22 protein-coding genes, 1 tRNA gene and 1 pseudogene are annotated in these 21,842 nt (G+C 56.6%); 5 read left to right on the top strand and 19 right to left on the bottom strand.

The genetic code is table 11. From position 1 onward, the window contains the following. Positions 1-11: 11 nt before the first annotated feature. Positions 12-1,025 (bottom strand): tRNA (adenosine(37)-N6)-threonylcarbamoyltransferase complex transferase subunit TsaD, encoded by a 1,014-nt coding sequence (gene tsaD / locus BBB56_RS13680; RefSeq protein ID WP_123801497.1) that lies wholly within the window; start codon positions 1,023-1,025, stop codon positions 12-14. A gap of 281 nt (positions 1,026-1,306) precedes the next feature. On the opposite strand from tsaD, the gene rpsU reads away from it, so the two are divergent. From rpsU to rpoD, 3 genes are all read left to right on the top strand, one after another. Continuing rightward, positions 1,307-1,522 carry a 30S ribosomal protein S21 gene (gene rpsU / locus BBB56_RS13675; RefSeq protein ID WP_001144069.1) on the top strand — a complete coding sequence of 72 codons (216 nt, stop codon included), beginning with the start codon at positions 1,307-1,309 and terminating at the stop codon, positions 1,520-1,522. A gap of 118 nt (positions 1,523-1,640) precedes the next feature. Next, positions 1,641-3,386: a DNA primase gene (dnaG, locus tag BBB56_RS13670; RefSeq protein WP_123801496.1), complete on the top strand. Its 1,746-nt coding sequence runs from the start codon at positions 1,641-1,643 to the stop codon at positions 3,384-3,386. A 369-nt stretch (positions 3,387-3,755) separates the two neighbouring features. After that, the gene (rpoD, locus tag BBB56_RS13665; protein ID WP_123801495.1) at positions 3,756-5,600 is read left to right on the top strand and encodes an RNA polymerase sigma factor RpoD; all 1,845 of its coding nucleotides are present in this window, start codon (positions 3,756-3,758) and stop codon (positions 5,598-5,600) included. A 163-nt stretch (positions 5,601-5,763) separates the two neighbouring features. Here rpoD and BBB56_RS13660 read toward each other — a convergent pair whose 3' ends face one another. From BBB56_RS13660 to BBB56_RS13650, 3 genes are all read right to left on the bottom strand, one after another. Next, positions 5,764-6,513, bottom strand: coding sequence for a substrate-binding domain-containing protein (locus BBB56_RS13660; RefSeq protein ID WP_123801494.1), 750 nt, complete (start codon positions 6,511-6,513; stop codon positions 5,764-5,766). A 91-nt stretch (positions 6,514-6,604) separates the two neighbouring features. Beyond that, positions 6,605-7,123: a G/U mismatch-specific DNA glycosylase gene (mug, locus tag BBB56_RS13655; protein WP_123801493.1), complete on the bottom strand. Its 519-nt coding sequence runs from the start codon at positions 7,121-7,123 to the stop codon at positions 6,605-6,607. Continuing rightward, positions 7,120-7,710: a TetR/AcrR family transcriptional regulator gene (locus BBB56_RS13650; RefSeq protein ID WP_123801492.1), complete on the bottom strand. Its 591-nt coding sequence runs from the start codon at positions 7,708-7,710 to the stop codon at positions 7,120-7,122. The genes mug and BBB56_RS13650 overlap by 4 nt, the downstream gene beginning before the upstream one ends. A gap of 132 nt (positions 7,711-7,842) precedes the next feature. Between BBB56_RS13650 and BBB56_RS13645 the strand changes: the two genes are divergently transcribed. Continuing rightward, complete coding sequence (locus BBB56_RS13645) at positions 7,843-8,655, top strand: SDR family NAD(P)-dependent oxidoreductase (RefSeq protein ID WP_123801491.1); 813 nt, start codon at positions 7,843-7,845, stop codon at positions 8,653-8,655. A 208-nt stretch (positions 8,656-8,863) separates the two neighbouring features. Further along, a tRNA-Ile gene (locus BBB56_RS13640) sits at positions 8,864-8,939 on the top strand. 1,713 nt (positions 8,940-10,652) lie between these two features. Here BBB56_RS13640 and BBB56_RS13635 read toward each other — a convergent pair. The 15 genes and pseudogenes from BBB56_RS13635 to BBB56_RS13570 form a co-directional block, all read right to left on the bottom strand. Continuing rightward, the gene (locus BBB56_RS13635; RefSeq protein ID WP_123801490.1) at positions 10,653-10,868 is read right to left on the bottom strand and encodes an ogr/Delta-like zinc finger family protein; all 216 of its coding nucleotides are present in this window, start codon (positions 10,866-10,868) and stop codon (positions 10,653-10,655) included. A 75-nt stretch (positions 10,869-10,943) separates the two neighbouring features. Then, positions 10,944-12,029 carry a phage late control D family protein gene (locus BBB56_RS13630; protein WP_123801597.1) on the bottom strand — a complete coding sequence of 362 codons (1,086 nt, stop codon included), beginning with the start codon at positions 12,027-12,029 and terminating at the stop codon, positions 10,944-10,946. Between the two features lie 53 nt (positions 12,030-12,082). Then, positions 12,083-12,589 (bottom strand): phage tail protein, encoded by a 507-nt coding sequence (locus tag BBB56_RS13625; RefSeq protein WP_123801489.1) that lies wholly within the window; start codon positions 12,587-12,589, stop codon positions 12,083-12,085. Further along, positions 12,586-15,048, bottom strand: coding sequence for a phage tail tape measure protein (locus BBB56_RS13620; RefSeq protein WP_123801488.1), 2,463 nt, complete (start codon positions 15,046-15,048; stop codon positions 12,586-12,588). Before BBB56_RS13620 ends, BBB56_RS13625 begins: the two co-directional genes overlap by 4 nt. Further along, positions 15,041-15,163, bottom strand: a complete 123-nt coding sequence (locus BBB56_RS13615; protein WP_123801487.1) for a GpE family phage tail protein — start codon at positions 15,161-15,163, stop codon at positions 15,041-15,043. The genes BBB56_RS13620 and BBB56_RS13615 overlap by 8 nt, the downstream gene beginning before the upstream one ends. Before the next feature lie 14 nt (positions 15,164-15,177). After that, a complete protein-coding gene (locus tag BBB56_RS13610) occupies positions 15,178-15,474 on the bottom strand; it encodes a phage tail assembly protein (RefSeq protein WP_123801486.1) in 297 nt (98 codons plus the stop codon). A gap of 55 nt (positions 15,475-15,529) precedes the next feature. Then, positions 15,530-16,039 carry a phage major tail tube protein gene (locus BBB56_RS13605; protein WP_123801485.1) on the bottom strand — a complete coding sequence of 170 codons (510 nt, stop codon included), beginning with the start codon at positions 16,037-16,039 and terminating at the stop codon, positions 15,530-15,532. 12 nt (positions 16,040-16,051) lie between these two features. Next, on the bottom strand, positions 16,052-17,221 hold the full coding sequence (locus tag BBB56_RS13600) for a phage tail sheath protein (protein ID WP_123801484.1): 1,170 nt from the start codon (positions 17,219-17,221) through the stop codon (positions 16,052-16,054). A 152-nt stretch (positions 17,222-17,373) separates the two neighbouring features. Then, positions 17,374-17,674 (bottom strand): annotated as a pseudogene (locus BBB56_RS24010) (recombinase family protein); the annotation flags it as partial. Positions 17,675-17,776: 102 nt separating this feature from the next. Beyond that, positions 17,777-18,037 carry a hypothetical protein gene (locus BBB56_RS13595; protein WP_123801483.1) on the bottom strand — a complete coding sequence of 87 codons (261 nt, stop codon included), beginning with the start codon at positions 18,035-18,037 and terminating at the stop codon, positions 17,777-17,779. A gap of 4 nt (positions 18,038-18,041) precedes the next feature. Then, complete coding sequence (locus BBB56_RS24005; protein ID WP_370661862.1) at positions 18,042-19,355, bottom strand: phage tail protein; 1,314 nt, start codon at positions 19,353-19,355, stop codon at positions 18,042-18,044. Next, a complete protein-coding gene (locus BBB56_RS13585) occupies positions 19,352-19,960 on the bottom strand; it encodes a phage tail protein I (protein ID WP_123801482.1) in 609 nt (202 codons plus the stop codon). The genes BBB56_RS24005 and BBB56_RS13585 overlap by 4 nt, the downstream gene beginning before the upstream one ends. Continuing rightward, entirely contained in the window at positions 19,953-20,861 is a 909-nt protein-coding gene (locus BBB56_RS13580; protein ID WP_123801481.1) for a baseplate assembly protein, read from the bottom strand. The genes BBB56_RS13585 and BBB56_RS13580 overlap by 8 nt, the downstream gene beginning before the upstream one ends. 4 nt (positions 20,862-20,865) lie before the next feature. After that, on the bottom strand, positions 20,866-21,213 hold the full coding sequence (locus tag BBB56_RS13575; protein WP_370661861.1) for a GPW/gp25 family protein: 348 nt from the start codon (positions 21,211-21,213) through the stop codon (positions 20,866-20,868). After that, on the bottom strand, positions 21,213-21,803 hold the full coding sequence (locus BBB56_RS13570) for a phage baseplate assembly protein V (protein ID WP_123801479.1): 591 nt from the start codon (positions 21,801-21,803) through the stop codon (positions 21,213-21,215). Before BBB56_RS13570 ends, BBB56_RS13575 begins: the two co-directional genes overlap by 1 nt. Between the last annotated feature and the right edge of the window lie 39 nt (positions 21,804-21,842).

Here is a 21,842-nt window from a genome sequence, read left to right as displayed (position 1 = left end):
GCTTTTTTACATCAGATGGCGGGCAGTTCCGCCAGCGGCCAGCGCGGGCGTACGCTGACGCCTAGTTCGCCGCGCGTGCCGCCTTTCAGCCGCACCATGCCCGCATAGGCGATCATCGCGCCGTTGTCGGTGCAGAACTCAGGGCGCGCATAGAACACCTCTCCGCCGCGCGCCTGCATCATCTGCGCCATACGCTCGCGCAGCGTGCGGTTGGCGCTGACGCCGCCGGCAATCACCAGACGTTTGAAACCGGTCTGCTCCAGCGCGCGCTTACACTTGATCATCAGCGTATCTACCACCGCATCTTCAAAAGCGCGGGCGATGTCGGCATGCGTTTGCGCATCATCGGCGTTTTCGCGGATGGTGTTGGCGGCAAAGGTCTTCAGACCGGAAAAACTAAAATCCAGTCCCGGACGATCGGTCATAGGACGCGGAAAGGTAAAGCGCCCTGCCACGCCCTGCTGCGCCATTCTGGACAGCATTGGACCGCCGGGATAGTCCAGCCCCAGCAGCTTGGCGGTTTTATCAAAAGCTTCGCCTGCGGCATCGTCAATGGATTCGCCGAGCAGGGCGTATTCGCCAATGCCGGTGACGCTAATCAGCTGGGTATGCCCGCCTGACACCAGCAGCGCCACAAACGGAAATGCCGGCGGATTCTCTTCCAGCATCGGCGCGAGCAGATGCCCTTCCATATGGTGCACGGGAACAGCAGGCACTTTCCACGCAAACGCCAGCGCGCGGCCAATGGTTGCGCCCACCAGCAGCGCCCCGACCAGGCCCGGCCCCGCGGTATAAGCCACGGCGTCGATTTGCTGCGGTTGCAGGTTCGCCTGTTTCAGCGCCGCCTGAATGAGCGGTACGGTTTTACGCACGTGATCGCGCGACGCCAGTTCCGGCACCACGCCGCCATAGTCGGCGTGCAGTTTCACCTGGCTGTAAAGCTGATTGGCCAGCAGGCCTGCTTCATCATCATAAATTGCGATGCCGGTTTCATCGCAGGATGTTTCAATACCCAGAATTCGCATAGCGCTTACCTCTTACTTGCGGCGCGCAGTGTAGCACAGCAACACCTTTGTCGGTCGACGCTTTCGCTGCAAAAAGTGATTTCGTGGCGCGCAAAGAGTGCGCTATACTCCGCACCCTTAAAAAAAACCGGCAGCCGCATCGGCAAACGCTCCTGTTGGTTCTTAATTGTCCATGGTGCTTTACAAACCGACTTGAGTTGGAGTAAAATGCTGCACCATTTTGAAATGTGCTGGCGCCGCAGTCAGCAGCAAAAACCGAATTTTATCGAGGTGAGAGTTACATGCCGGTAATTAAAGTACGTGAAAACGAGCCGTTCGACGTAGCACTGCGTCGCTTCAAGCGTTCCTGCGAGAAAGCAGGCGTTCTGGCTGAAGTTCGTCGTCGTGAGTTTTATGAAAAACCGACCACAGAACGTAAGCGCGCTAAAGCGTCAGCTGTTAAGCGTCACGCCAAGAAACTGGCTCGCGAAAACGCACGCCGCACTCGTCTGTACTAAGTTCTTCCGGAGGTTCGCCTCCATTGCGTATTAAACGCAGACAGAGTCACGTAAGAGGCCGTGCTTTCCGAAAGGAAGCGCGGCTTGTTGCCGTTTATGAGCTTAAAATCTGGGGCTTATGGCTGGAAGAATCCCGCGCGTTTTTATCAATGATCTGCTTGCCCGCACGGACATCGTGGATCTTATCGATGCCCGCGTTAAGCTGAAAAAGCAGGGTAAGAACTTTCACGCGTGCTGTCCTTTCCATAACGAAAAAACCCCCTCTTTTACCGTAAACGGCGACAAGCAGTTCTATCACTGCTTTGGCTGTGGCGCCCACGGCAACGCTATCGATTTTTTGATGAACTACGACCGGCTCGAATTTGTCGAGAGCATCGAAGAACTGGCGACCCAGCACGGTCTGGAAGTGCCCTATGAAGCGGGCAGCGGGCCGAGCCAGATGGAACGTCATCAGCGCCAGAGCCTGTATCAGCTAATGGAAAGCCTTAACGGCTTTTATCAGCAGAGCCTGACGCAGTCCCATGCGCGAGGCGCGCGCGACTATCTCAGCAACCGCGGCCTGAGCGCAGAGGTCATTGAGCATTTCGCCATTGGTTTCGCACCGGCGGGCTGGGACAACGTGCTTAAGCGCTTCGGCAGCAATAAGGAAGATCGCGAGTCCCTGATGGAAGCCGGCATGCTGGTCTCCAACGACAAGGGCCGCACCTATGACCGCTTTCGCGAGCGCGTCATGTTTCCGATCCGCGATAAGCGCGGGCGCGTTATTGCTTTTGGCGGCCGCGTGCTGGGCAACGATACGCCAAAGTATCTGAACTCGCCGGAAACGCCCATTTTTCACAAAGGCCGCCAGCTGTATGGCCTGTATGAAGCGCAGAAGAATCATCCGCAGCCTGCCCGCCTGTTAGTAGTGGAAGGCTATATGGATGTGGTGGCGCTGGCGCAGTTCGGCATTGACTACGCGGTGGCGTCGCTGGGAACCTCCACGACAGCCGAGCATATTCAGCTGCTGTTTCGCAGCACCGATACCGTTATCTGCTGCTACGACGGCGATCGCGCCGGTCGTGAAGCCGCCTGGCGTGCGCTGGAAACCGCATTGCCTTACATGAATGACGGACGTCAGCTACGCTTTATGTTTTTGCCTGACGGCGAAGATCCGGACACGCTGGTACGCAAAGAGGGAAAAAGCGCGTTTGAGGCGCGTATGGAGCAGGCGATGCCGCTCTCTTCCTTTCTGTTCGATACGCTGTTGCCGCAGGTCGATCTGAGTACGCGCGACGGTAAAGCGCGCCTGAGTACGCTGGCGCTGCCGCTGATCGGTCAGATTCCGGGTGAGACGCTGCGTATCTATATGCGTCAGGAACTGGGTAATAAACTCGGCATTCTTGACGATAATCAGTTAGAGAAGCTGATGCCGAAGCAGGTGCCCAGCGGCGCAGCGCCGACCGCGCCGCCGTTAAAGCGCACCACCATGCGCGTGCTGGTGGCCTTGCTGGTGCAAAATCCGCAGCTGGCGACGCGAGTGCCAACGCTTGACGGGCTGTCTCAGGTGAAAATGGCCGGTTTGCCCTTGTTTGCGGAGTTGGTCAGCCGTTGTAACGAGAATCCTGGATTGACCACCGGACAGCTACTAGAGTTATATCGCGGGACAAATTTTAGTCAGACGCTTGAAACCTTAGCCACATGGAACCACATGATAGTGGATGAGGAAGTAGAAGCGGTGTTTCACGACTCGCTGGCGAGTATTTATGACGCCGCGCTTGAACAGCGTCTGGAAGAGCTGATCGCGCGCGATCGCACCCAGGGTTTGAGCGCTGAAGAGCGTCGTGAATTCTGGACATTAAGCCAGGCGCTGGCGAAAAAGTAGAGTTTTAGCTGGGTCAGAAGGTTGCGCGACGTTAAAGGCGCATTTCTGGCCCATTCGTTTCTGGGGCGCGCCGCCGCAAGCTGTGGCTTCACGACGGGATAAGCGAAGCCGGAAACGAAACAGATTTAGCAGTAGCGCGCAGCACCCGGAGCGTACTGAACTACGTGAGGAGTGCGAGCACTGCCGGGGATGAAAATGGCGAGTAAGCCAGGCCCGGAACACATTTAAAGCGGCTTAAGTGCCGATAGACGATGGGCATAAGCCCTGGCCGCGACGAAGGCAGCGGCAATAATACAACGCCTTCACTGTTATAGTTGGCTCGCTGCCGACCAACACCAATCTAATTAACAGAAGTGTGGATACCGTCTTATGGAGCAAAACCCGCAGTCACAGCTCAAGCTGCTTGTCACCCGTGGTAAGGAGCAAGGCTATCTGACCTATGCTGAGGTCAATGACCATCTGCCGGAAGATATCGTCGACTCCGATCAGATCGAAGACATCATCCAGATGATTAACGATATGGGTATCCAGGTGGTTGAAGAAGCCCCTGATGCCGATGATTTGATGTTGAACGAAAACAGCGCCGATACTGACGAAGATGCCGCGGAAGCTGCCGCTCAGGTGTTATCCAGCGTTGAATCTGAAATTGGACGTACTACCGATCCGGTGCGCATGTATATGCGTGAAATGGGTACCGTTGAGCTGCTGACGCGCGAAGGCGAAATCGATATTGCCAAGCGCATCGAAGACGGTATCAACCAGGTACAATGTTCGGTTGCGGAATATCCGGAAGCCATTACCTATCTGCTGGAGCAGTATGACAAAGTCGAAGCAGGCGAATCTCGCCTCTCCGATCTGATCACTGGCTTTGTCGATCCAAACGCTGAAGAAGATCTGGCCCCTACCGCTACTCACGTCGGCTCTGAGCTGTCTGAAGAAGACCGCGACGACGACGAAGATGAAGACGAAGAGAGCGAAGACGACAATTCCGACGACGATAACTCTATCGACCCGGAACTGGCGCGCGAGAAATTCGTAGAGCTGCGCACCCAGTATGAAACGACCCGCCTTGTTATCAAGAGCAAAGGTCGCAGCCATGCCGACGCCGTCGCAGAGATTCAGAACCTCTCGGACGTCTTTAAACAGTTCCGCCTGGTGCCGAAGCAATTCGATTACCTGGTAAACAATATGCGCGAAATGATGGAGCGCGTGCGTACACAAGAGCGCATCATCATGAAGCTGTGTGTTGAACTGTGTAAGATGCCGAAAAAGAACTTCATCACGCTGTTTACCGGCAATGAAACCAGTGAAAGCTGGTTCAAAGCGGCGCTGGCCATGAATAAACCCTGGTCAGAGAAGCTGAAAGAAGTTGAAGAAGATGTGATGCGTTGCCTGCAAAAGCTGCATCAGATCGAAGAAGAGACCGGCCTGACCATCGAGCAGGTAAAAGACATCAACCGTCGCATGTCTATCGGCGAAGCCAAAGCGCGTCGTGCGAAGAAAGAGATGGTGGAAGCGAACCTGCGTCTGGTTATTTCTATTGCGAAGAAATACACCAACCGCGGCTTGCAGTTCCTCGACCTGATTCAGGAAGGTAACATCGGCCTGATGAAAGCGGTTGATAAGTTTGAATACCGTCGTGGTTACAAGTTCTCAACCTATGCGACATGGTGGATCCGTCAGGCTATCACCCGCTCTATCGCCGACCAGGCGCGTACCATCCGTATTCCGGTGCATATGATTGAGACCATCAACAAGCTCAATCGTATTTCGCGCCAGATGCTTCAGGAGATGGGCCGCGAGCCAACGCCGGAAGAGCTGGCCGAGCGGATGCTGATGCCGGAAGACAAGATCCGTAAGGTGTTGAAAATCGCTAAAGAGCCGATCTCAATGGAGACGCCGATTGGTGATGATGAAGATTCGCATCTGGGCGACTTTATCGAAGACACCACGCTGGAGCTGCCGCTGGACTCTGCGACCTCTGAGAGCCTGCGCTCCGCCACGCATGACGTGCTGGCAGGTCTGACTGCGCGTGAAGCGAAAGTCCTGCGCATGCGTTTCGGTATCGATATGAACACCGACCATACGCTGGAAGAGGTGGGCAAACAGTTCGACGTTACGCGTGAGCGTATTCGTCAGATCGAAGCGAAAGCGCTGCGTAAACTGCGCCATCCGAGCCGTTCGGAAGTGCTGCGCAGCTTCCTCGACGATTAAGTCGATGCGCGTGAAAAAACCCCGGCTTGCCGGGGTTTTTTTATGGGCGCTGAATAGCGCGATTCCTTATGCGCTCGTCCCAGCAGCGCTAATCTCTCGCCCTGCCCGCTCTGCGCACGCGTTCAGCCATACCGCCTGCTTTTTTCATCACGTCACGCGCTCGTTAAAGCGGCGTCAGCCCCTTATCGCGCATAACCGCCTTCGCCTGATCGCTTTGCAGGTAATGAATAAACGACTCCGCGGCCTGCGGCTGTTTGCTTGACGTCGTTACGACGGCGCCATACAGCGTGTCCTGCTGCACCGCTGGCGGGATCAAACCAACAATGGTAATTCCCTTCACTGCCTTAAGCTCGCTGTTCTGCTGAAAACCGATTGGCGCTTTGCCCTGCGCAACCGCTTCGCCTACCGGCGTCGCGGGGATCACCACCACCTTTTTCGCCGTCTGCTCGCCGAGATGCAGCTTTTTCAGCATCTCGCTGCGGATGTAGCGTCCGCTGGCGCTGTCTGAGACGGCTATTGTGGAGGCTTCGGTCAGTACCTGCTTAAATTTCGCAACGCTGCTGATGTCCGGCGCGGGCCTGCCCTGTTTCACCGCCATCGCGATATAGGAATGCGCCAGTACCTGATGCGTATCGTGTTTCACCTGTTGCCCCAGCGGCTCGATAGCGTAATCGACCATCACCAGCACGTCAGCATCATCGTGACGCTTCAAACGGTTTGGGATCGCCTGCGGGGTATCGCCCATTGACGGCGCGGCTTCCAGCGTCAGCTGATTACCACTGCTCTTCTCATAATCGCCCTTCAGGCTCTCTACCACGGGATACATTCCGCCCGAACAAAACACCCGCAGCGCTTCGCTCCAGCCCGGCGCGGCAAATAGCAGCGCCGCCAGCATAATCAGGTACTTTTTCATTCCACTCCCCTTTTTAGTCCAGCCCCTGGTTTAGCCAGGAACCGGGCAGGGAACAATCACCATCCCGCAGTTAGCCGAGCCTGCTCACGTTTTAAATGTTATTTTTCTGTAACGCATCATGAAGTTGCCGATAAGACTCGACGATTTCATCCAGCGAGGCGCGGTTTAAGCCGCTGGGGTTCGGCAGCACCCACACCTGGGTTTTGCCCATAAAGATCCCCTGCATGCCCCACTCAACCTTGCGCTGATTAAAGGCGCGCTTAAAGGCATCTTTACCCAGGATGGCCAGCACGCGCGGCTGGTAATTGAGCACTTTATCCGTCAGCCTGGCACCGCCGTCGCGCAGCTCCTCGGCGGCCAGCTGATTCGCCTGCACGGTGGGACGTTCGACCAGCATGGTAATGCCGCAGCCCGTTTCCAGCAGCCGTTTTTCCTCTTCAGGTTTAAGCTGCTGATGAGTAAAGCCAGCAAGGTGCAGTACCTTCCAGAAGCGGTTTCCAGGGTGCGCGAAGTGATAGCCCTTATGCGCCGTGGAGTGACCGGGATTGATACCGCAGAACAGCACTTCAAGGTCGGACGCGATAATATCGGTAATGTTGTGTTCGCTCATGCGGCATCCTCAAGACCGGTGCGCTGTTTCAGCAGCTGACGACTGTGCGCCAGCATCGCGTCGGAACGGGTTTTATCCGGGCAGGCGCGCGCCAGCGCCAGCGCGCCGACCATTTCCGCCAGCAGACTGCTGGCTAACGCCTCGCTGTCGCCATGTCCCAGCTCAGCCAGCAGATCCCTTAGCCGTTGCAGCAGCGACGCGACGCCCTGGGCAAACACCACTTTCGCCTCTTCCGGCAGATGGCCTACTTCGCTGACCAGCGCAGGCACCGGACAGCCTTCAGCAGGCGCGTCGCGATGCGCCTCGGAGAGATAGTAGTTAATCAAGGTTCGCAGCCGCTGGGCCGGATCGGACTGCTGCCAGAGTGGCTGCATACGCTGTGCCGAGTCAGCGAACATTTCACTGATAACCGCCTGCACCAGCGCCTCACGCGAGTCAAAATGCGCGTAGAAGCCGCCGTGAGTCAGCCCTGCCCGCTTCATTAAGGCGGCAACACCAATCCCCTCGGTGCCGCACTCACGCATCACTCGCGCTGCTTCATCCAGTATGCGCTGACGCGTACGCGCTTTATGGCTTTGTTTATCCATTGCTTTATTCCCGCTGATACGTTCTGCCATTCATAGTGATTATTACGACCATCATATTGTATCTTGACGACACGTATGATGGTCGTCATATTAAGCACACATATGACGACCATCATGCAAACGAGGTTTACCATGTCATCATCGCAGGGCTTTGCTTTAATTACTGGCGCATCAAGCGGTATCGGCGCGACATACGCACGACGTCTGGCAGCACGCGGGTACGATCTGATAATGGTGGCGCGCGATCGGGCGAGGCTGGAGACGCTGGCGCAGTCGCTACAGCAGCAGCACGCTATTGAGGTACGCATTCTGCGCGCCGATTTGACTAACGCAGAGGATCTGCAACGCGTCGAGCAAGAGCTACAAAACAACGCGGCGATTACGCTACTGGCGAATAACGCCGGGATGAGCGTGGATGGGGAGTTTCTTGATGCCGATAGCGCTCGCATTCAGGCCATGCTGGCGCTAAATATCCTTGCCCCTACCCGGCTCGCCCATGCAGCCGGCAACGCATTTCGCGCTCGTAGACGGGGTGTGATTATTAATGTCGCCTCGGTGCTCGGACTGATGCATGAGATGTTTAACGGCGCCTATAACGGCAGCAAATCTTTTGTGCTGACGCTGACCCGCTCAATGCAACGCGAGCTGGCAAACAGTGGCGTGCAGGTGCAGGCCGTTCTGCCTGGCGCAACGCGCACTGAAATATTCGACCGCTCTGGTAAGTCCATCGAGGAGATCCCGACGCATATGGTGATGGAAGTAGAAGATATGGTGGATGCCGCGCTGGCCGGGCTGGATGCGGGCGAAGCGGTGACGATTCCAGCGCTGGAGGACATTGCGCTGTGGCAGGATTACGATCGCGCGCGCGGTACTATGGTGCCCTATTTGTCGCTGAACCAGCCTGCGTCGCGCTATCGGCATTCTGAGGCCGATGCACAAGGCTAAGCAGGCGCAGTTGCGGACTGCGGGATAAGACTGGCGGGTCAGAGCGAATTTACCTGTTCGCGCTGCCCGCGTAAAAAGTGTCAAAACAGACCCTGTGTTTTGGAAATGTTCAGTGTAATCAAGCACTCATGCGCTGGGTGTTTTTTCAGCATCTGGCGAGTGAGTGCTGGATTGCGCCAAACAGATACATTATAATCCCCGCTCCGCTGGCCCCTTAGCTCAGTGGTTAGAGCAGGCGACTCATAATCGCTTGGTCGCTGGTTCAAACCCAGCAGGGGCCACCAAATTTTTTATCAGCCGCAATAATCAAATTTTTTTAGATCCTCCTTAAAAGCCGTCCCCTCAGAAGAAACTAATATTTCGAAGTTATAGTTATTCCCTTATCCTTTGTAATCCCCCTACAAGCAATGCGCTCCTGCCTGGCATCAATTGCAATCAGAAAAATCAGGCGTAAAAACCATTAAAATATTTCGCAAGCGAATCAATAACCCCGGCATTACAAGTCATTATGGCCGCCAACGGTATAAAAACCCGCCGGAGTTAATCTCGCCATGCCTGCCGCGAAAACAGCGATAATATAATTCTATGGAAGCGGTCTCACTTATCTAAGACAGAAGCAGCTTACACTATTTAGAGCAAGGCTCTTTATCCTCACAGCTGGAATCAGGATAATACTACGGTGTTAACCTTGCGCTTTTTTCAAAAAAAATCGCAAGAACCTTTTAGGAAAAACATATGCGCAAATAGTTAATAAAACAGTAAAAAAAGCATTAGAATAAAGATATACATCCCCAATCTGCTCAGGATATGAGGTAGTAAAAATAAAATCAGCTAATCCTGACGCGACACGCGGGCTTATTATGTCGTAATAAAAATACCTGATTAACCTACCGGCTGCCAACAGTAGAATACAGAAGTAAATCACCTTAACAAACTTCACTAAAATCTTAATCATTTCTATAACCTCATCTGACCATATGCAAGTATATTTTCATACCTGTCTCAAGGGTGTTTGAAGTATAATTAATGCGTTACGCATGGACTTTCATTCTGAATAATATGCAATGATTATATGCCCCCTGATTATTCTTCCTGAATGCCGCCTGACATTCTTCCACACAGGTATTTACCCATACGCTATTATGGAACCACCCACAGCTACCAGACAATAAGGCTAACTATCCATCCTGATTAAACGGAGCACCGAAAAAACGCGGTAATAACATCTCTGCCGGAAGTATTCAGTCTGGAAAGCGATCCTCATAATGACCGGCCGACCATCAGGTAGCGCCTCGGCGGCATCGTTCCCTTGCTTAGTCATGCTCTACAAGCGGCATTTTTTAGAATGCTCTCTCAGCTGAGGAAATCCGAAAGGTCCTTGCTCTGGGAAAGTCAGAGGGTGAATAATCTGCGTTGCTAATTACAAACTTTCCATTTATTAACATTTGCTTAATCCTTAAGCTTCAAAAGATAACATTGAAATAGCTGCCCCTACTTACTATGGGTCGGTCAGAGTAGCATGTAAAGAATTACCAGCATACAAGCTAAGCATTTTGAGCATGATTGTATCATCGCATCTGAATTTTTTACTTTAATACGCAAATAGCAACTTACCCCGGCGTATTTGCATGCTTATTTTTCCAGACTGGCTATTGAAAGTGATGAAATAATGCAAGCAGGCCTGCCAATACTTTAGAGCATATTCAATCTGTGTCCGCTTAACAGAAAGTATTCCAGATATGACCAGATCAGCCTGCCTGGGAGTGTTAAGGCTGCTGGATAGATGAGGCACGCGAGGTTCTAAAAATAATCAATAAATTGTTACTGCATGATGTCCAGTTGTATGAAGACGAGGCTATAACGCTGTATCAGTTCAATCAATAACCAGCTTTTCAATCAATAGCTAACGTACAGTTAATGACAGAACTCCAAGAGGCGGCGCTGCCGCCATAAAAAAACCCGCTGACGCGGGCTTCACTACTTACAGGCGCTCAGGCTCAGGCACGGGCGCCAGCCTCAGACGACTTTTTCGCTATCGCAACCTTCTCGATTTTACCCGGCGTCACAATCATGCCGGTCACGCTCTCGTGCGTCTTGAAAGTACAGCTGCAATTAATGTTCTGACACTGGTTATAACGCTCTTTGGTTTCGTTTGAGATGTAACGGCTACTGCGCGTATGGGCAGCGCTCTGACACAATGGGCAATGCATCATTTGTGAGTTCCTCCGTAATTGACCGACTCATTATCGCGCCATAAACTCACAAAAAGCAAATTAATTAACTATTAGTTAGTCAACAAGCTCACACTCGACGTCTGTGATGTCATTCTCTAACTCCAGCCTGGTCGTAAACCCTCCCTTAGCATCCAGGTTATGCGTAACCTTGCTGATCAACCAGGCGCTGGCGTCAATCACAGCCTTAAAGCCGCTGACCCTGACCGGCGTTTCAGGATAGAGATCGGCGCGTCCTGCCGCCAGCTGAAAGGTAAAGTGAACCGCGCCGCGCTGTATCTCACTCCATTTCGCCTGCGCCGCCTGAATTGCCGCCTCTTTACTGCTGAAAATATCCGGCAGCACCAGCAGATTACTTTCCTCACCGGACAGATAATCCTCTTGCTGCTGATCCGTTAACTGCGGCGCGCTTTTCGCATCAGGATGGGGAACAGCATCGGCGTTGGTTGCCTTTGCCTTGCGCTGCATCTGCACAACATGCGTTTTTGCCTCCTGGTTTGAGTGCCATTTCGCCTGTACCCCTGTATAGAAGGTGCGATCGGCGAGGGTAAAACTGTGTTGATCGCCATCCTTGCGCGTCAGCATTACGGCAGGGATTGCCTGGCCGCTGGCTAACTCGCCGCTGCCGGGCCGCAAAAACAGCAGACGTCCCGCTTTGATTACGGCAACCGCGCCATAGTCGGTAGCCAGCCGGGTAACAAAGGCGGGGTCTGTTTCATGAGTCTGGTCGATATGATCAACCTTGATGTCCGCAAACCCCTCCGCCATCTGCAAAATCAGGCCGCAGCGCTGGGCTATCTGCGTCACGATGCTGCCCAACGTGACGTTGTGGTAAGAGACGTCACGCGCTTTGTTTATCTCACCGCGAAAATCGACGCTGCGCGCGACGATATTCAGTACATCGGGCGCGCCGCTGTGACGCACCTGATCGACCGTATAGTCCCCTTTATTATGCAACTGGCTAACCCACCCCAGAAACAGCGACACCACGGTCCCGCGCTGCGGCAACTGCAACAGGCCGTCGCTGTCATCCAGGGTTATATCCAGCGTGTCGGCTTCGAAACCGCGGTTATCGGTGAGCGTCAGGGAAATCAGCCTGTCGCGCAGATTAGGAGTAACGTCTTTGCTGCCGATCCACAGCATAAAATCGGGTGCCGCCCGGCTTCCCGCCTTAATCGCTAAGGTGCCAGCATCGCTCACTGAGATAAGCCTCCCGCCGTTGAAATCGCGCTGTTAATACCCGACGCGACATTACCCGCCACGGTTTTCGCCTTCGCCCATAGCGCGTCGCCCTGGGCGGCAAGATCGCCGAACATTGAAACCAGCGACTCGTCAACACGCAGCAGGCTGAGGTTAAAAGCAATCATGCGCGCGCTGCCGTCAGCGTAGAAGTCGGTGTGTGTGGTTGTAAATTTGTTGATGACATACATGCCATAGATAGTGCCATCGCCGCCAATGAGCGGCCAGGCGCGCCCTTCGTCGGCCAGCAGCTGAAACGCCAGCACCTTGAGCGGGCCGCCGGTAATTTCCGGGCGCAGCTCGCCGCTCAGAGTAATGTTTTCAGAGTCTTTACCGGTAAACTGCACGGCCGCGCGCCTGCCGACGCGGTTGCTGCTGGCCCATTTCCAGCCGCTGCTATGCTCCAGCTTATTATAAGGCAGCGTTTGCCGCATAAACGGCAGCATGCCGTAAATCATCATCATGGATTAAACCCTCCCCTCATGGCGCTGCGCTGCCGGTTTTGCTTCTCAAACTGCTGCTGCGCTAAATGTTGCTGAATGACCCGCCCCATCTCGTGGGCATCCATACCGGACGACGCATTCACGGTGATATTGTTGGTGTAAGCGTTTTGCTGCACCGCGCCGCCGCCTGCGGCTGAAACCAATACCGGCTGGTAAGACCCGTTGCCGGTCGATACCTTAGCTTGCAGTCCGCTGGCGGCGATCGCGGCGCCGCTTCCGTCAGAGGCGGTGTCCGAAGGTAAATCGGCTTTCAGCTCGTTGCTTTTATTACTGACGATGCCGAGTTTTTTCAGTACCCAGTCGATGCCGTTGATCAGCTGATCGAGCGCATGACTGGGGAGTTTTAGCGCTGCGGCCAGCATATTGCCGAAGTTTTTCCCCATATCCCCGGCGGCCCCCAGCTGCTCCTGCGTCCATGTGATCGGCGCCAGCAGCTGCGTAAAGCCGTTCCATACGGCCTTGATTTTATCTGTGACCCAGGCGAATACCGGCTGCAGCGGGGCAAAGGCTGCGCTTATCGGTCCCATTGCGGCAGAAAATCCCTCCGCAACGCCGCTGATAAAGGCGCTGATCGGCTCCCAGTACTGACGGATTAACAGCGCGCCGGCAACGATGGCCGCAACGACAGCCACTACCGGCAAACTAATGGCGCCGATGGCGCTCACGATAGCGCCGCCTGCCAGGGTGAACAGTCCGCCGAGTATCTCAACCCCAGCCATAATGGCGCTGATGCCGCTGACCACCGGCCAGACTGTCGCGCCAATAGCGCCCAGCACGCCGACAAAAGTCAGCGCGACCGCTGCCGCCGTGGCGATACCGCTGGCCAGCGCCGGGTTAGCCTGCAACCACCCATCCATCACCTGTAGGAACTGCGTCACATCCTGAGTCAGCGTGCGCAGCGTGGCGTCGAGCGGCGCGTAGAGATCGACGCCGATAGCCGCCTTTGCAGCGTCCAGCTTCTGCATATCCCCGCTAAGGCTATCCTGCTGCGCCAGCGCCATACGCGCCGTGCCGCCGTCGGACCCTTGAACTGACGTAGTCAGGCTGCCCAGCTCGCCGCTGGCCGCGCCCTGCGTCAGCAGCGAGGCCGACACAGCCGCCTTATCACCAACGATTTTTTTCAGCACGTCGGCCTGCTCCGCAGCGCCCATTCCCTTTTTAGCGAACGCGGCCTGCATATCCTGCAACAGCGGCAATATCTCCCGCGTGTCGCCGTTTTTATCGCGGGTCTGTACGCCAAGCGCAGCGAGGCGGCGTTCGGCGTCAGGCATCCTCAGCCGCGTGACGATCGCGCCGACGTCTTCGCCCGCCGCTGCGCCGGTGATATGTTTTTTCGCCAGCAGTCCCAGCATGGCAGAGGTCTGCTCAACGCTGACGCCTGCGCGTTTAGCCTCCGGAGCAACGCTATTCATCGCGCTGCTCAGCGCTTCAAACTTCATGCCGGTCCGGTCGAGCGTGGCGTTCAGCACATCGCCCAGATGTGCGATGTCGCCGCTGTTAAGACCAAATGCCTCTTTGGTGTCCATCAGCAGACCTGCATTATCTTCCGCTGACTGATGATTAACCTGCGCCATATTGAGCGCGACCGGCGTCGCGGCGCGGATGTCGTCAACCGACCCGCCGGCGCGGGCGATGTCGAGCTGCGTCTGGGCAATATCCGGCGCAGAGATGCCCGTCTGCACGCTGAGGCTGCGCGCCTGCTTCTCCAGCGCAACCGCCTGCGGCGAATCGGCCTTCAGGCCGGTTCTGGCCCGCAAAACGGCATCGGTGCGCGCCAGATCGTAACCGGGACGCAGCAGCGCCGCGCCGGCGGCAAAACTGCTTTTCGCCACGTTAAGACCGGCTGCGCCAGCGCTGCGAATTTTACCCGCCAGCGCCTGACCTTTACGATAGCGCTCCGTCATCTGCTGCTGGCGTTCCTGCTGCTGATTAAGCCGCTGCAACCGCTGTTGCTGGCCGTCAAGATTCTGGCTGGTCTGTGCCGCCGTGGTTTTCAGGCGCCGCTGCTCGCTGCTCAGATTACGCGTAGAGATGCCCGCATCGTTCAGGCTCGCGCGCTGCTGCTGCATGGAAAGACGCAGGCTTTGCGTCTGGCTCTGCAACGCGACGCTGTACTGGCGCGCCTTCTCCAGCGCGCGGCTCTGCGCCGCGGTTGGCTGGCCGCTGCTGCGCATTGTCTGCGCCAGCGCCGCCGTGGCCGTTTTCGCCTCTTTTAGCTTCTGCTGCGTGTCGTTCAGCTGGCGACTGGTCACGCGAAAAGCGTCGATTTTCGCCGACTGCGCCTGTAACGCCGCCAGGTTACGGCGCATGTCGGCAAGAGAATCGCTGACTGATTGCGTTTCGTTCTGGAGGCGCTGTAGCGGGCGCAGCGCCTGATTAACCGCTTTCAGCAGCGCCTGTAGTTTGAGGTCTTCACTCATCCGTCTTTGCTCCGCTGCGGATCAGGGCTTTATGCCGCCAGTCGAGGAGCTCGGCCAGCGGCAGATCGTTCATTTCAGAAGGGGGCCAGTGAAAAATGGCGGCGATGTCAGCCATCAAATCGTTGACTGTTAGTCCGCCAGGCCATTCGACGCTGCCGACTTCGATTGCAAAAAACCAATCACCTTGCCGCCCAGCGCAATCAGATCCACCGGGTCGAGGCTGTTGCATTCCGCTTTGGTCAGCGCAGGCAGCGTGATACGCGGCAGCACCGTCAGCAGCGCATCCACGTCGGAAGAGGCGAGATCGGCGAGGCGCACGCCGCGCAGCGAGCCAGCGCTCGGCTTAATCAGCTCAACCTGCGCGATCTCTGCGTCACCTCGCTTCAGCGGGGTTTCAAGCTCAACGACATTTTCATTCTGTTCCATATTTCTCTCCGCGTTTCAGAGGGTAAAAAGCCAGCGCCGCGCGCTGGCATCAGGGTCAGGCCAGGCCGAGGTTTTTGCGGCGCTGTTCAAGTCGATCGGTGCCGTTTACCTTCTCCACCATGTTGACGGTATCGATTTCAATCAGCTCTTTACCGTTCCAGGTGAGTTTGAAGTAGGTGTTTTTAGTGGTGATTTTGGTTTCGGTGTCTTCGCCCTGTTTGGCTTCGCCAAAGTCGAATGCCTGATGACGGCCTCGCACCTCAATCTCCACCGCGATCTCTTCGCCGGTATCGTCACGCTGGTAAGAGCCGGTAAAACGCAGCGGTACGGCAGAACCGCCCCACTGCGCCAGCACCAGATCGTCCATGCCGGCGATGGTCCACTCCATATCGAGCGCATCGTCATCCAGACCGTGGTCGATAAAGGCGGCGCCGTTCATGCCGCCGCCGCGATAGGCGTCCAGCTTACGGGAGAGTTTCGGCAGGGTGACGGAAGAGACGACGCCCTGATAGCTGTTTGAATCATTGAAAAGGTTCAGCCCTTTCAGTTTACGGGGTAGTGCCATTTATCCGGCTCCTCAGCTGTTAACGGATGCGGCGAAGTTCGCCAGATAGGTATCGGTGATGCGCTGGCGCAGGGTCAGATCTTCCAGCGGCGGCACAGGCGTGTAGTCGTAGTCGATGGCGAGCTTGCCCGCCTTCAGACTGGCGACATCATTAGCGCTTTCGTCATACCAGCAGGATGCGCCCAGCAGATAACCGGCATTCACCAGTTCGCGGAATTTGGCGTTAATGCCCGCCACGATTTCGCGTACCAGCACCGGCGTCAGCGGCTTGTCGTTCGCCCACATGTGCGCTTCGGCCATGGTGTCGGCCAGCACCTGCGCGGTACGGGTATAGTTTTCAAACACAAACAGCGGATCGTCGCTACAGGTGCGGTTACCCCAGAAGCGGAAGCCGTCTTTACGGATCAGCGTGGTGACACAGGCTTCGTTCAGCAGATCCGCGTCGGTGCCGCTCTGTTGCAGATCCCAGAAGACGGATGAAGAGATCCCGGTGACGCCGTTGACGCCAACGTTCGACAGGGTTTTATGCCAGCCGGTGTCGTTGTCGATTTTGGCGCGCAGGCCGAGCGCGCGCGCCGTGGCGTAAGCAGTTTCGGCAGCGTTGGTCGCGGTGTTCCAGGCGATAAAGTCAGGCCAGATCACCATTAGCTCGCGCTGGCTGAAATTTTTGCGATATTTCATGGCATCGCTAATGGTTTTACAGTCCCAGGCCGAGACGTAAGCGAAGGCGCGCAGCTGCTGAGCGATGCTCGCCAGCGCGGTGGCCACTTCCTGCGAGTCCAGTCCCGGCACGCCGAGGATACGCGGCTTAACGTCAAGCTGCGTCTGCGCGGTCAGCAGCGCCTTCATGCCGGTGTACTGGCCGTTTTCATCGGTGGTGCCGATGAGGTTGGAGATGGTTTCTTCAGGCGTCTCGCCTTCGGCAACGCGAACCACGACGGTCACAGGCTTCGACTGGTCGGCAATAGCCTGGAGCGACGCCGCCAGCGTGCCTTTGCTGCCGGCTTTAGCGATAGCGGCCTGCACGTTAGTCAGCAACACCGGGGTGTTGAGTGGGAAAGCCGTTGCGTCTGCGTCGTCTGCGGTGCAGACCAGGCCGACGACGGCGGTGGATACAGTAGAAATGGTGCGCGTGCCGTCATTGATTTCGACAACGCGTACACCGTGATGATAATCAGACATCTGATGCACTCCGTGTTGAGGGTGCGCTCAGATTGTCAGGTCAGCTGAGAGAAATCATGCGGTTGGCGTTTGCTGGGGGCTGAGCGGACAGCGGCTTTGCGCAGGGAAGGATTTGAGGCTTTTTCAGCGACTGCCATAACCGTCAGGAGAGCAAATAAGCGCCTCTTTGTGCTGCTGGTATCGCCATTGTCCGTTAGTGAACTGAAATGCGCGCCACGATCGTGCAGTTCGGAAATCAGCGCACTGAGATACTTTATGCTGTGGCCTGGCCGATTTAGTTTTCAAACAACCAGCGTATCGCCTTTATTAGTGCATTCAAGGGCCTGACTGAGGCCAGACCGGCTTGCCACTTTTCCGATCATATAGCCTTCTAAAAATTTGGTCACAATCCGCACAGACATTAAACGTGGTGTCGGCGGAAGCATCAAATGGCTCAAGCAACAGCTTAAACAGGGACGGCTTTGTGGTTGCGTATGAATTTAGTTAATTTCTCACAACGCATTAATAAATAAAGCCGCAGAAGCGGCTTTATTTATTCCGTAACTGAAATTCGACTTAGCTGGTTAACTCTGCGTCAGCCGAGGCAATGCCTTGATCCAATAACAAGCTACTGTCAGTCGGATAGATAGTTGAGAAGCCATCATCCTGAAAAAATAATCCCGTCGATGAGTCGTAAAACATACCGGGGGAACAATAAACACCCGATTTAATTTCGACCAGGTCATAGCCATCCCGGGTATAATCCCTGGACGCTACAATAAGGTTTTCAACCACCGTTTTTCCAGCTGGAATAAGAGCAAAAGTTGATTTGGACATTTAATTACCACTCCACAAGCATAAAGCCAGCTGAACCAGCACCAGCATTACCACCCACAGCCGCTACGTTTCCGTATCCGCCGCCACCGCCACCGCCGCCCGTACCGTAACCATATCCGGGGTGGCCTGCACCAGCCAACGATCCTGCATTCTTACCAGCTCGACCGCCGCCGCCTCCGCCGCCGAAAGGCCCGCTTCCGCCTGCCCCGCCATTGCCGCCTGTCGACACAGATGAGCTGCCATCACCGCCGTCACTTCCTATAGCCCCACCGCCAGAAGGTGAAATGCCACCGGCAAAAGAGTTGCTGGAACTTTTCCCACTGTTTCCGTAAGAGCCGCCAGTTAAAGTCAGAAGAGAACCAAAAGTAGTCGAACCACCAGATCCTCCTGCTATACCATCAGTATTTACCGCGCCGTAAGTACCGGCTGTGCCTCCTGCGCCAATCGTAATGGCGTAAGTTGCACCGGGAGTTACCGTTACTGGATATCGAAATACTGATTGCCCGGCATTTCCTCCAGAACCGCCACCGCCGCCACTGGATGCCGATCCTGAATAGCCGCCGCCACCGCCACCGCCGCCGCCACCGCCGCCACAACCTGATAACCACACAGTAGTAATGCCAGCCGGTACAGTGAATGAGCCGCTGGCTGTAAATCGTGAGATTCCTTTGATGGTATTGACAAGACTTGTGGCAGCATCTTCAAAACCAAGGTTTTGTAGAACCTCCGCCGCCTTCCCCGCACTCTTAATCTCCGCCAGCGCATTGGCGATTTGCAGATACTGCTGATGAGGATTCGCCGCCGCGACGTGGTCAGCCAGCGCTTTATCCGCATACTGCTTTGCCTCAATCACCCCATCGTCCACATACTGACGCGTCGCCAGCACCACCGACGGGTCGATTTTCAGCGTCACGGCCGCCGCGCTGTTGACGATAATAATCATGCGCACCGTCTGCGTGCGGCCGCTGCCCTCCTGCAACTGCGGCTTGTAGGTCTCCGCGCAGTTGGCGACGGCAATCATCACGCCGTCGGCGTCAAACAGGCCGATCTCGCGGATCCAGAAGCCGCCTTCATTCTCAGGAATAATCTGCTCGGCGATAATCTGGCTGCTGTTGGCTGCGTCGATGCTTAAGGAATTAAGCGCCGCGCGGCGTTTCTCGCCGATAAGCTTTGTCTGCGAGGCATCCGGCGTCGGCAGCGCGCCGCCGCCGTCGCCTACCGCCATTTCCGTGATTTGCAGCTTAGTGCCGAGCGCCGTGGCGTTGGCCAGCTTTGCCGCGCCCTGATTGGTCAGCAGGGCATAGTATTTGGTTGTCATGTGCGCACTTCCGTCAGGTCAATTAAATGTACCGCTGTGCCGGTATAGCCCGGCCCGTTCACGGTGATGATTTCAGGGGTATAGGGATAAACCGTTAGCTCGTCGCCGCTGTAGCTGGCCGCCGCTACCGGCAGCGTGCCGCTGGAGTCCAGGTTGACAGAGAGTCCCGTCAAATGGCGGCTGCACGGCTTTGCATCGGCAATCAGCCGCTCCAGCTCGTTGTACATCGCCTCGGTAATGCCGGTATCCAGCACCCCGACGTCGAGGCGGAACGTGCCGGGCGTTTCGCCGGTTTGCCACCACTCGGTAATGCGGATCAGATAGCCGAGCGGCTCTACGATGCGCCGCAGCGAACCCAGGGTGCCTTTATGCCGGTGCACATACTCTGAGGACGCCACAACGTTGCGTTTGGTCGCCTCACTCCAGCCGGAATCCCAGCGGTCGACCGACCAGGCCCAGGCGAGATAAGGCAGCAGCGCGACCGGGCAGGTCTGGGCGTTCCACAGCTGGCGCAGCGGGACCGGCATCGTCTCGATGTCGGCGCATGCCTGGGCGGCGGCGACCTCCAATGGCGAAGAGCCGGTCGGCAGCAGCCGATCACTCATCGGAACCTCCCACCGTTATGCTGTAGCCGCTACAGTACGCGGCCTGGGTTTTATCCAGCACCACGTCTTCCGTCGGCTGCGCCAGTTCAACGCGCTGCACGCCTTCCACATGCAGCGCGGCGTACAGCGCCGACTGGCGAATATCGCGTCCCAGGCGGGACTGGGCGTTGATAAAGGCGAGCAGCTTCGCTTCGGCCGCGGCGCGGATCGGCTCCGCTTCCGGGCCGGGATAGAGAAAGAGCGTCGCGTCGACGCGATAAGGGACGATCGTCGCGGTCTGTACCCGGACGCGATCGGCGACCGGACGCACATCTTCATCGTTGAGCGCGTCAGCCACGATCGTCAGCAGATCGGCCGGCGCGCTGCCGTCGCCGTCGCGGCTCAGGACGGTAATCACCACCTCTGCCGGCGCCGGACTGGTTGCGGAGACGTCAGCCACGCGCCCGTCGGCGCTTTTGGCGTGATACTCATAGGCGCCGCTCGGCCCCGCCACGCTCAGCCCTTCAAAGGCGGCAGCGATGCGCATGCGGAAGTTATCGTCGCTCTCCATCAGCGCCGCTGTCGGCGGCAAGGTGCTGTTATCCGCCGCGCTCAGCGTCAGTCGGGTTACGCCATTGTTGGCGCCCAGCTGGTCGAGATCGCTACCGGTCGCCCAGGCCACCATAGTGGCTTTTGCCGCCTCGTTGATGCGCTGCCGGAGAATCAGTTCGCGATAGGCGTTCTCCTGAAGCAGCTTCACCAGCGGCTCCGACTCCAGCGCCAGCGTGCGGGTAATGGCCGCCTGCTGCTCGGCCGGATAAAGAGAGATCAGCGTCGCCTTGCGCTCGGCCAGCAAGGTTTCATAATCCAGCGCCTCCACCACGTCGGGCGCAGGCAGCTGGCTCAGGTCAATGGTTGCCATAGGTTCAGCTCACGGGAATGGTCAGGGAAAATTCTTGCGTCGTATCGCTGCGGCTGCCGGTAAGCTCTACCGTCATACCGCCGTCATACGATGCTTCATAGCGGATAGCGCTCAGCTGGATGCGCGGTTCCCACTGCAAAAGCGCCATGTAGCAGGCGGACATAATTTGCAGGCGCAGCGCCGGGTTCTGCGGCTGATCGATCAGCGCCGACAGCAGCGAGCCGTAACGGCGGCGCATCACGCGGGAGCCGAGCGGCGTGGTCAAAATATCGCGCACCGACTGGCGGATATGCTCAAGGTCCGTCAGCGCCGTCCCGCTGTCGCGGTTCATACCTGTATACTTCTCGCTCATCACTGCGGTCCTCCTGACAGATCGCCACCCGATTTCACCCCGCCATGCTGATGCGCATCCACCACAATGCCGTTCGAGCTAAAGCGGCCGCCGCTGTGGGTCACATCGCCCTGTAGCGCGCCGCCGCCGGTTACCTCCAGCGTGGCGGTTTTCAGCTTCGTGGTGCACTCCACCAGCGGCGCGTCAAACAGGATGCTGGACGCCGCCTGAATGGTGGCGGTTTGAATGCCGCTCGCCTTCAGCGCGCCGTTCTGCGGTTCATACTCGACAACCGCGCCGTCAGGAAAGGACCAGTGCAGCGCGTCAGCCGAAGAAGACGGCGCGGGATGGCTGTCGGAAAAAATACCCGGCAGGATAAAGCCGGTGTTCAGCTCGCCGCCCAGGCTCAGCACCAGCACCTGTTCGCCCACCGACGGCGCGCTCCAGACGCGGCTTCGACCGGCGCGGGCGCTGAGCCACGACAGCCAGCCGGTTTCGTTATCGCCGCTGCGTACGCGGCAGCGCCCACGCTGAAGGTCCACCGCCGAGACGGTGCCAATGCGGATAAGGTTGCGCAGCAGACGCAGGATTTCGCTGATATGTTCGTTCATGTCGCTAGTGTTACCTCTGGTGCATGCGGCCAGCAACGC

The sequence above is a fragment of the Candidatus Pantoea deserta genome (genome assembly GCF_003813865.1).
GTDB classification, from domain to species: domain Bacteria; phylum Pseudomonadota; class Gammaproteobacteria; order Enterobacterales; family Enterobacteriaceae; genus Pantoea; species Pantoea deserta.
Note: the sequence above shows the minus strand (reverse complement) of the source record. Positions and strands in the feature narration are given on the sequence as shown.

What these genes read in the sequence shown, in the direction of transcription:
- tsaD (WP_123801497.1), bottom strand. Translation starts at nt 1,025, where the DNA reads ATGCGAATTCTGGGTATTGAAACATCCTGCGATGAAACCGGCATCGCA.
- rpsU (WP_001144069.1), top strand. Translation starts at nt 1,307, where the DNA reads ATGCCGGTAATTAAAGTACGTGAAAACGAGCCGTTCGACGTAGCACTG.
- dnaG (WP_123801496.1), top strand. Translation starts at nt 1,641, where the DNA reads ATGGCTGGAAGAATCCCGCGCGTTTTTATCAATGATCTGCTTGCCCGC.
- rpoD (WP_123801495.1), top strand. Translation starts at nt 3,756, where the DNA reads ATGGAGCAAAACCCGCAGTCACAGCTCAAGCTGCTTGTCACCCGTGGT.
- BBB56_RS13660 (WP_123801494.1), bottom strand. Translation starts at nt 6,513, where the DNA reads ATGAAAAAGTACCTGATTATGCTGGCGGCGCTGCTATTTGCCGCGCCG.
- mug (WP_123801493.1), bottom strand. Translation starts at nt 7,123, where the DNA reads ATGAGCGAACACAACATTACCGATATTATCGCGTCCGACCTTGAAGTG.
- BBB56_RS13650 (WP_123801492.1), bottom strand. Translation starts at nt 7,710, where the DNA reads ATGGATAAACAAAGCCATAAAGCGCGTACGCGTCAGCGCATACTGGAT.
- BBB56_RS13645 (WP_123801491.1), top strand. Translation starts at nt 7,843, where the DNA reads ATGTCATCATCGCAGGGCTTTGCTTTAATTACTGGCGCATCAAGCGGT.
- BBB56_RS13635 (WP_123801490.1), bottom strand. Translation starts at nt 10,868, where the DNA reads ATGATGCATTGCCCATTGTGTCAGAGCGCTGCCCATACGCGCAGTAGC.
- BBB56_RS13630 (WP_123801597.1), bottom strand. Translation starts at nt 12,029, where the DNA reads ATGCTGTGGATCGGCAGCAAAGACGTTACTCCTAATCTGCGCGACAGG.
- BBB56_RS13625 (WP_123801489.1), bottom strand. Translation starts at nt 12,589, where the DNA reads ATGATGATGATTTACGGCATGCTGCCGTTTATGCGGCAAACGCTGCCT.
- BBB56_RS13620 (WP_123801488.1), bottom strand. Translation starts at nt 15,048, where the DNA reads ATGAGTGAAGACCTCAAACTACAGGCGCTGCTGAAAGCGGTTAATCAG.
- BBB56_RS13615 (WP_123801487.1), bottom strand. Translation starts at nt 15,163, where the DNA reads ATGGCTGACATCGCCGCCATTTTTCACTGGCCCCCTTCTGAAATGAAC.
- BBB56_RS13610 (WP_123801486.1), bottom strand. Translation starts at nt 15,474, where the DNA reads ATGGAACAGAATGAAAATGTCGTTGAGCTTGAAACCCCGCTGAAGCGA.
- BBB56_RS13605 (WP_123801485.1), bottom strand. Translation starts at nt 16,039, where the DNA reads ATGGCACTACCCCGTAAACTGAAAGGGCTGAACCTTTTCAATGATTCA.
- BBB56_RS13600 (WP_123801484.1), bottom strand. Translation starts at nt 17,221, where the DNA reads ATGTCTGATTATCATCACGGTGTACGCGTTGTCGAAATCAATGACGGC.
- BBB56_RS13595 (WP_123801483.1), bottom strand. Translation starts at nt 18,037, where the DNA reads ATGTCCAAATCAACTTTTGCTCTTATTCCAGCTGGAAAAACGGTGGTT.
- BBB56_RS24005 (WP_370661862.1), bottom strand. Translation starts at nt 19,355, where the DNA reads ATGACAACCAAATACTATGCCCTGCTGACCAATCAGGGCGCGGCAAAG.
- BBB56_RS13585 (WP_123801482.1), bottom strand. Translation starts at nt 19,960, where the DNA reads ATGAGTGATCGGCTGCTGCCGACCGGCTCTTCGCCATTGGAGGTCGCC.
- BBB56_RS13580 (WP_123801481.1), bottom strand. Translation starts at nt 20,861, where the DNA reads ATGGCAACCATTGACCTGAGCCAGCTGCCTGCGCCCGACGTGGTGGAG.
- BBB56_RS13575 (WP_370661861.1), bottom strand. Translation starts at nt 21,213, where the DNA reads ATGAGCGAGAAGTATACAGGTATGAACCGCGACAGCGGGACGGCGCTG.
- BBB56_RS13570 (WP_123801479.1), bottom strand. Translation starts at nt 21,803, where the DNA reads ATGAACGAACATATCAGCGAAATCCTGCGTCTGCTGCGCAACCTTATC.